Annotated in this window: 5 protein-coding genes and 2 pseudogenes; 1 reads left to right on the forward strand and 6 read right to left on the reverse strand. The window is 53.6% G+C overall.

All coding sequences use genetic code 11. The annotated features are described in order from the left end of the window. Nucleotides 1–278: 278 nt before the first annotated feature. The gene (gene mobH, locus FDP13_RS14780; protein ID WP_143839777.1) at nt 279–2,078 is read left to right on the forward strand and encodes a MobH family relaxase; all 1,800 of its coding nucleotides are present in this window, start codon (nt 279–281) and stop codon (nt 2,076–2,078) included. Between the two features lie 85 nt (nt 2,079–2,163). Here the strand turns inward: mobH and FDP13_RS14785 are convergent, their stop codons facing one another. The 6 genes and pseudogenes from FDP13_RS14785 to FDP13_RS14805 all read right to left on the reverse strand — a co-directional run. Then, entirely contained in the window at nt 2,164–3,765 is a 1,602-nt protein-coding gene (locus tag FDP13_RS14785; RefSeq protein ID WP_143839778.1) for a sigma-54-dependent Fis family transcriptional regulator, read from the reverse strand. Nucleotides 3,766–3,820: 55 nt separating this feature from the next. Beyond that, nucleotides 3,821–3,907 (reverse strand): annotated as a pseudogene (locus tag FDP13_RS22000) (IS3 family transposase); the annotation flags it as partial. Further along, nucleotides 3,907–4,213, reverse strand: a pseudogene (locus tag FDP13_RS21805) (transposase); the annotation flags it as partial. The pseudogenes FDP13_RS21805 and FDP13_RS22000, both read right to left, overlap by 1 nt. Nucleotides 4,214–4,281: 68 nt before the next feature. Further along, nucleotides 4,282–4,542: an RHS repeat-associated core domain-containing protein gene (locus tag FDP13_RS21810; RefSeq protein ID WP_234424416.1), complete on the reverse strand. Its 261-nt coding sequence runs from the start codon at nt 4,540–4,542 to the stop codon at nt 4,282–4,284. Between the two features lie 60 nt (nt 4,543–4,602). Continuing rightward, a complete protein-coding gene (locus FDP13_RS14800; RefSeq protein ID WP_143839779.1) occupies nt 4,603–5,085 on the reverse strand; it encodes an immunity 26/phosphotriesterase HocA family protein in 483 nt (160 codons plus the stop codon). After that, the coding region (locus FDP13_RS14805) for an RHS repeat-associated core domain-containing protein (RefSeq protein ID WP_234424417.1) at nt 5,082–7,259 on the reverse strand (2,178 nt) is incomplete at its 5' end. The genes FDP13_RS14800 and FDP13_RS14805, both read right to left, overlap by 4 nt.

A 7,259-nucleotide genomic window follows, 5' to 3' on the forward strand; every position in this document is an offset into this window, starting at 1 on the left:
GCTTAAAGTAAGCCATATTTCTGTTTCAGACCGAAAGAATTGCATAGCAACGCACCTTGCAGCAAAAAATTTGCACATGTTCATACAGTCATCTCTTTCCCTGCACAAAAAGGATTCATTCTTGCCGTATTGATACTCGATGGTACGGATAAACAACGCTATATCAAAAGGGTTCCACAAGGGTAAAAACCGATAAAGGGCAATGGAATGGGATCAAGGGGAAAGGCTCTACCCGGAAAAGGAAAAGGCCCGGTTATATCGCACTTAAGGCCATCACAATGTTTACTCTGTTCCAGCGAAAAAAGCCCACACCACCCAAGTCTGATCCGCTCATGCCAGAAAAAGGGCTACTCCGACCGGAGCCAGCTGCTTCCTTGCTGGCCACACCTCGACGTCAACAGTTGCTGGAACACATCTGGCAGCGTACTTCACTCTCGCAAAAGCAATTCGCCTGGCTGTACCGAGCTCCTTTTGAGCGTTACGCCGAACTCGTGCAACAGTTTCCGGCCTCAGAAAGTCATCACCATGCCTACCACGGTGGCATGCTGGATCATGGTCTGGAAATTGTCGCCTTCGCCCTGAAGCTGCGCCAGTCTCATCTACTCCCCGTAGGCTCGCCGCCAGAAGATCAGGCAGCACAGGAAGAAGCCTGGACAGCCGCTGTCGCCTATACTGCGCTGCTGCATGACATCGGCAAGATCGCAGTAGATCTGCACGTCGAGCAAGAGGACGGCAGCACCTGGCACCCGTGGCATGGTTCATTAAAACGTCCATACCGCTTTCGCTACCGGGAAGATCGTGAGTATCGTCTCCATAGTACTGCAACCAGTTTGCTCTACCACCAAGTGCTCGATCCCCGCATACTCGATTGGCTCAGCAGCTACCCATCCCTGTGGGTTTCACTGTTGTATATGCTGGCTGGCCAGTATGAGCATGCCGGTGTGCTGGGCGAACTCATAGTCAAAGCCGACCAGGCATCAGTCGCACAAGCGTTGGGGGGAGATCCCGATAAGGTAATGGCTGCACCGAAACATGCCCTGCAGCGCAAGTTGCTCGATGGTCTGCGCTACCTGCTGAAAGAAGAATTCAAACTGAATCAGCCACAAGCATCCGATGGCTGGCTTACGCAAGATGCCTTGTGGTTGGTGAGCAAGACGGTATCCGATAAGCTGCGTGCCTATCTGCTGTCACAAGGCATTGATGGCATCCCCTCCAACAACACAGTGGTGTTCAATGTGCTGCAGGATCACGGCGTGCTGCAACCCACCCCAGATGGCAAGGCAATCTGGCGAGCCACCATCAGCAGTTCGTCCGGCTGGTCACATCGTTTCACGCTATTGAAACTCTCTCCGGCATTGATCTGGGAAGCATCCGAACGTCCAGCATCCTTCGCAGGAACAGTGACAATTGATGCCAGCCCCTCCGACGGCAGCGACTCAATACCCGACGCCACTGAACCCGCAATATCTACTTCTCCCGCTTTCACCGCCACCGACTTTGCAACAGCGCAAGCCACCACCGCACCACACGATGTCATGGATGACATGCTTGCGATGCTGATGCCAGCCGAAGCCCCTCGCACAGCGCCACCAGACAACAACACATCAGATATTGCTACCAATAAGCCGACATCGGTACAGGCCTCGAATGCACCACCTCAACTTGAGCCCACCAAACTGCGTTCGGCCGAGCATTTCATGGAGTGGCTACGAGAAGGGGTTCAATCCCGAAGGATAATCATCAATGATGCAAAAGCCCTGGTACATAGCGTGGACGATACGGTCTACCTGGTCAGCCCTGGCGTTTTCCAGCGCTATGCACAAGAGCACCTGCAGATCGGCGAACTTGCCAAACAAGAGAAAATGCAGGACTGGCAGTGGGTACAGAAACGCTTCGAGCGTCTGCAAATCCATCGCAAGCAAGCCAATGGTCTGAACATCTGGGCCTGCATAATCAATGGGCCGCGCAAATCACGCCGACTGAACGGCTACCTGCTATCCGATCCCAGGTTGATTTTTAGCTCCCCCATGCCGAATAACCCCTATATCTCGCTTACGTCACCACTACCCAGCAAATAACGGGAGTAGACTTTTCTACCGCCCGCATGTCGTTGAGATTATGCTCCACCAAGCGCCATGCCAGTGCTCAGCCACGACAACCTCATTAGTAGGTAATCCCCATCCTTAGACACTTGTCGTTGAACGTTCGGCTGGGCATATTCAGGCTATCTGCCGCAGCCTGACGATCACCACCGTACTGCCGCAACCGCGCCTCTATCACCGCCGCCTCGAACGAACGCACCGAAAAACCTAAATCCTTTACGTGCTGGTAGCCCTCATCCAGCTGAGCCAGCTCATTTGTCAGCCTCTTCTGCATGTCAGGCGGCAGAGCCTGCATCGTAATCGGCTGACCCGATGAGGAATGGGCACAAGTCACCTCCAGCAGATTTCGCAGTTCCCGCACGTTCCCAGGAAAATCGTACCTACATAGCTGTTGCAGGAATGACGATGCCAGCACCCCCGGAGTTTTCTGCTCCCGCTCACAGCACTGTGCGATGAAATGGTGGCACAACAGTGAGATATCCTCCGTACGTTCACGCAACGGTGCCACATGCAATACACACTGACACAACCGGTGGTACAGATCCTGACGGAACGCACCGTCGGATACGTGCTGCTTCAGCGTATGGTGCGTGGCAGCAACCAGCCGGAAATCCGAATGTACTTCCTGTTCGGCCCCTAATGGACGAAAACACCGGGTTTCCAGCACCCTCAGCAACTTGGCCTGCATGGAAAGCGGCATATCGCCGACCTCATCCAGAAACAGCGTACCGCCATTGGCCTGCGCTACCAGACCAACTTTGTCGCTCAGGGCATCAGAAAATGCCCCTTTCTGGTGGCCGAACAACTCGCTTTCGATCAGACTCTCAGGGAGAGCTGCACAGTTAATCACCACAAAGGGTCCGTCGGCTCTGACAGAGCATTGATGCAGCAGGCGGGCGACCACATCTTTGCCTGTACCCGTTTCTCCCTGGATCAACACTGACAGGTTATGTCCGGCAGCCTGGCAGACCTTCTGCTGCAACGCCTTCATGACTAATGACTGGCCGATCAAGGTGTCCTTAATTCGCGTAAGCAGTGCCTGCTGACGCGTTTCATCCCGCTCCCGTTCAACAGACGCCCTGAGTGTCAACCTTACCTGCTGCGCTCCCACCAACTCACGCAGCAGACTCAACTGGTTGCAAAACACCTGAGCCAACAGGTTACCTTCGCCACCGTCATGCCATAGCTGCAGGCGTTCCGGCGTATCCAACAGCGCCAGTTGTCCCAGTACCTTGCCGCTCTCTGACAACAGCGGTATGGCATACATCCCACAGTCTGCCCCCAGTCCCGATAGCACCTGCTGAAAGAGCGGGTGTTCAATACGAGCCCCCGCATTCAACGATGACCAAGCATGCGCCTTATTTTCACGCAGCGCATAGGCCAGTGGATGGCTAAAATCATCCACCTCCAGCGCTAACGCAACAGGTTCATCACCAACACGGCCACAACACAATAACTGCCTGCCACAGCCATCAACCAACCCAAGAATTATACCCTGCGGTTGCCAAACAGAAGTCACTGTGGACAACAGCCAGTCGCACAAATCCGGCTCCGTTTTCTGACGTATCATCGCCAACGCCAGATCAAACGATAATGTCGGCACCGACGCTTCAGCGCTTTCAGTGCCATATTCCCCACTCGATAATGTTCTGCTTTCAGGCATCGCTACCTCCCTGTCTCATTAATTATGATCCTACTCACCTAATGTGGACACAACCCTAAGCGAGGTTCTGGTTTTCAAATTGTTCCGGGCTGAGACTGCCACAGGCACTGTGGCGTCGCCAGCGATTGTAATCGCACTCAATATTTCAGGCGCTTCGTGAAGTCTGTCACTGCTTTTTGGATGATGGCCAATTCCTTAGTCTGTTCAGCCAGTTGTCGCTTTAGCCGGGCATTTTCAGCGACGAGTTCATTTTCACGTTCTGTTGACGTCATTTGTCACTGTTTGCTGCGCCAGGCGTAGAATTGTGATTCATGCAGGCTGAGCTGGCGTCCGGCGACAGCGACAGCGACAGCGACAGCAATATGCTCAGCCAGATTCAGAGCCCCTCGCAGAACTCTGGCGAATGCAGCTTACGGAGATTTTTATTGGTTGATGCTGGATTTGTCATGAGTAATCACCCCTGGTTGAAAGTTTACTCACTTAGTTGCGTGTTCACTATTGCTGGGTAAGATCAATTTACATAGATTGAGGAATATTGTGATGCTTCTGATAACCCGGCATAACTGGCATTTGCCCATAATCACCTGTAGCCGCCAAGCCAAGTGGAGCAACCCAACTCAACGAGTTAGGCGCATACTGATAAAGATTGATCCCGCCCGCCAGCCCAATCGGGTCCTGTGTGGTAAACCGGCCTACCGTCGGGTCGTAATAACGGAGCAGGTTGTCGTAGCGTAACGGCTGCGGTTCCACCGCCTTGCCGTCGCATAGTCCCTTCACTATCCTGTGTCTGCCCGAATAGCCGGAAGAGTCTTTTCGAACACTTCCAGCTTTTTTTGATTAAATTTTCTCTATAAGTTTCTTTATATCATAATCAGTATTTGGGCTTAGCTCTGGTAGTAACTCAGCTTCCTCTTCTGTTATAGAAAACACATTACCAAATATATCTTTCTTCTTGCAGGAGTCTCCTATCCCAAATGAAAAATAAACCCCATCCATATCCTTAGGAGTATAATCTTCTTGACGCCCAATTATTCTCCAGTCGCCATTAGGCTCGACTTTTTTATCAAATAACCCATATGTATCTATAACTAGCGGAGTAAATGCACGCTCAGCATGAATAATCTCATCGTCTTCTATAATTGGCTCAGACAGAAATAAATTAAAGACTTCAGCCACATGCCCGGCCGTAATTTTGGATATAATACGACCGAAACCATATTTATTATCATTAATTCTAAAGCAAAATATGTCGCCCGGCTTGACGAAGCGCAGCATGGTTCTTGGCTTTTTTTCCCATCCCCAAAACTTAAAGTCACTCATCCACATTTCCCTCCTGATTTTCCTGTGCCATTTCTTTTGCTGTTGTACGCATCTTTAAATGCCTGTGCCCGAGAATCAGTCCTAGAGTGATCAAATGAGTTATATTTATTCCCTCGATTCGTTGAGGATATATCTTCACCGATAGTTCCCGTTCTGGTTTTATAATGTTCTATATAATGTTGTTCATAGCCACGAGCTTGTCCATAATTAACATTATCCTCGAGTACGCGCATTCTTGAACCTGGAGATAACCGACCGGTTTCAAGATGTTCGGCCGCTCTCCTGTCTATATCATTAGTAATACCGACGTAGTAAGGCTCTTTAGCTCCTGAATCAAACAATCCATAAACACTATAACCAGTAGCATCAACAGGCGTCAGACCCAACGGGTCAACCCAACTCAGCGGGTTAGGCGCATACTGATAAAGATTGATCCCGCCCGCCAGCCCTATCGGGTCCTGTGTGGTAAACCGGCCTACCGTCGGGTCGTAATAGCGGAACAGGTTGTAGTGCAGCCCGGTTTCGTCATCCGCGTACTGCCCCGCGTAACGTAGCGGCTGCGGCTCCACTGTCTTGCCGTCGCGCAGTCCTTCACTGTCCTGTGTCTGCCCGAGCAGCCGGCCAAAGCTGCCATAGTCACCGCTCCAGCGGACCGAGCCGTCCGCATCCGTCATCTCCAGCGGGGCACCATTCAGGTCCGTGATGAACCAGCGGATATCGCCCTCACGCGATCCTGATTGCTGTGTGATACGTGCTAACGGCGACCACCATACCGTCGGGTCATACACGTAGCTCTCTTTCCGGTCAGGCTGCCTGACCTGCAACAATCGGTAGCCTTCCCACAGAAAGTGGGTCTCTTCCTGCTCCCCGCTCTCACACCAGGTCACCGTTTTACCGGTTCGCCTTCCCAGCGCGTCATAGCCATATCGCGCCACGAACTCGCCCTGCGGCCCCCGGCCACGCGCCGCGACCAGACGGTTATCCGCATCATACTGATAATACTGCTCTGTTGCGCCTTCACGCCGCCGCGTCAGGTTACCCTGACCATCATACTGGTTCCACAGATTGCGCCAGTGCAGCAGCCGGTTATCGGCTAACGGAAAGATACCATGCCGGTCTTCCGCATCCCGCAGGTTATCGGCTCCATCATACCCGTACGCCCGGTGGTGAACCTGCCAGTGTACATCTGCCCGTTTCACCAGACGCCCTTCGGCATCGTAATCGTACTCGACGTCACCCCGCAGGCTATCCCTGACCGAAGCCAGTTCACCGGATGCCGTATAGCTCAGCGCCCGTGATAGTATCCGCTGCTCCGGCTCCGCCACTTCCCACAACGCGCTACGCTGTGACGTCAGACGGCCCAGACGGTCATACGTTCGTTGCTGCTCGCGTCGTCCCTGTGTGCGCGTTATCTCCCGATGCAGCCGGTCACGGGTAAACTCACTCACCACCTGATGATTGAATTTCACCGCGCTGACATGCCCTGAACCGTAACGCAGCCAGTGCAGTTCGTCGCCATCCGGCAGTGACAGGGTGCTCACATTCCCCAGCGCATCCCGCCGGTAGGCAATGTCGCCCCCACTGCCGTGCTCACCCGACAGATAGCCCGCCGCATCATAACTCAGCCTGACCTCATCCGCGCTGATACCCAGCGCAAGACCCGCTTCACTGGGCTCGCGTTTCAGCGAAACCAGCCGTCCCCGGTCATCATGCTGATAATGAAACACGGCATGGGCATGGGCGCGGCGAACCAGTTGCCCGGCAACATCATGCTGGTAAACGTGCGGTATGGCTTCATCATTCGCCGCCTGACCACGCTGCGATCGCTGGCAAAGGTAGCCCGCCTCGTCATAGCGGAACGTCAGTTCAACACCGTCCACCCGTCGCTCGCTCACCAGGCGACCTGCCGCATCATACCCAAAGCGGTATTCCGCACCGTTACCGTTCTCCAGCCGCAGCAACTGCCCACGCACGTCATAATGCCAGCGTTTTACCCGGCGGAGCCGGTCTGTCACACTCACCGGCTGGCCCAGCGCGTTATACTGCCAGCGTACCTCGCTGTTCTGCGCATCGCGCCACGCCTGTAACTGACCACGCTCATTCCAGCGCAGCGTATCCCGGCGGCCGTCCGGGTAGATAACGCCCGCCAGTTGCCCATGCGCATCCCATTCACG

It is taken from the genome of Dickeya sp. ws52, from assembly GCF_007210685.1.
Classification (GTDB): Bacteria; Pseudomonadota; Gammaproteobacteria; order Enterobacterales; family Enterobacteriaceae; genus Dickeya; species Dickeya chrysanthemi.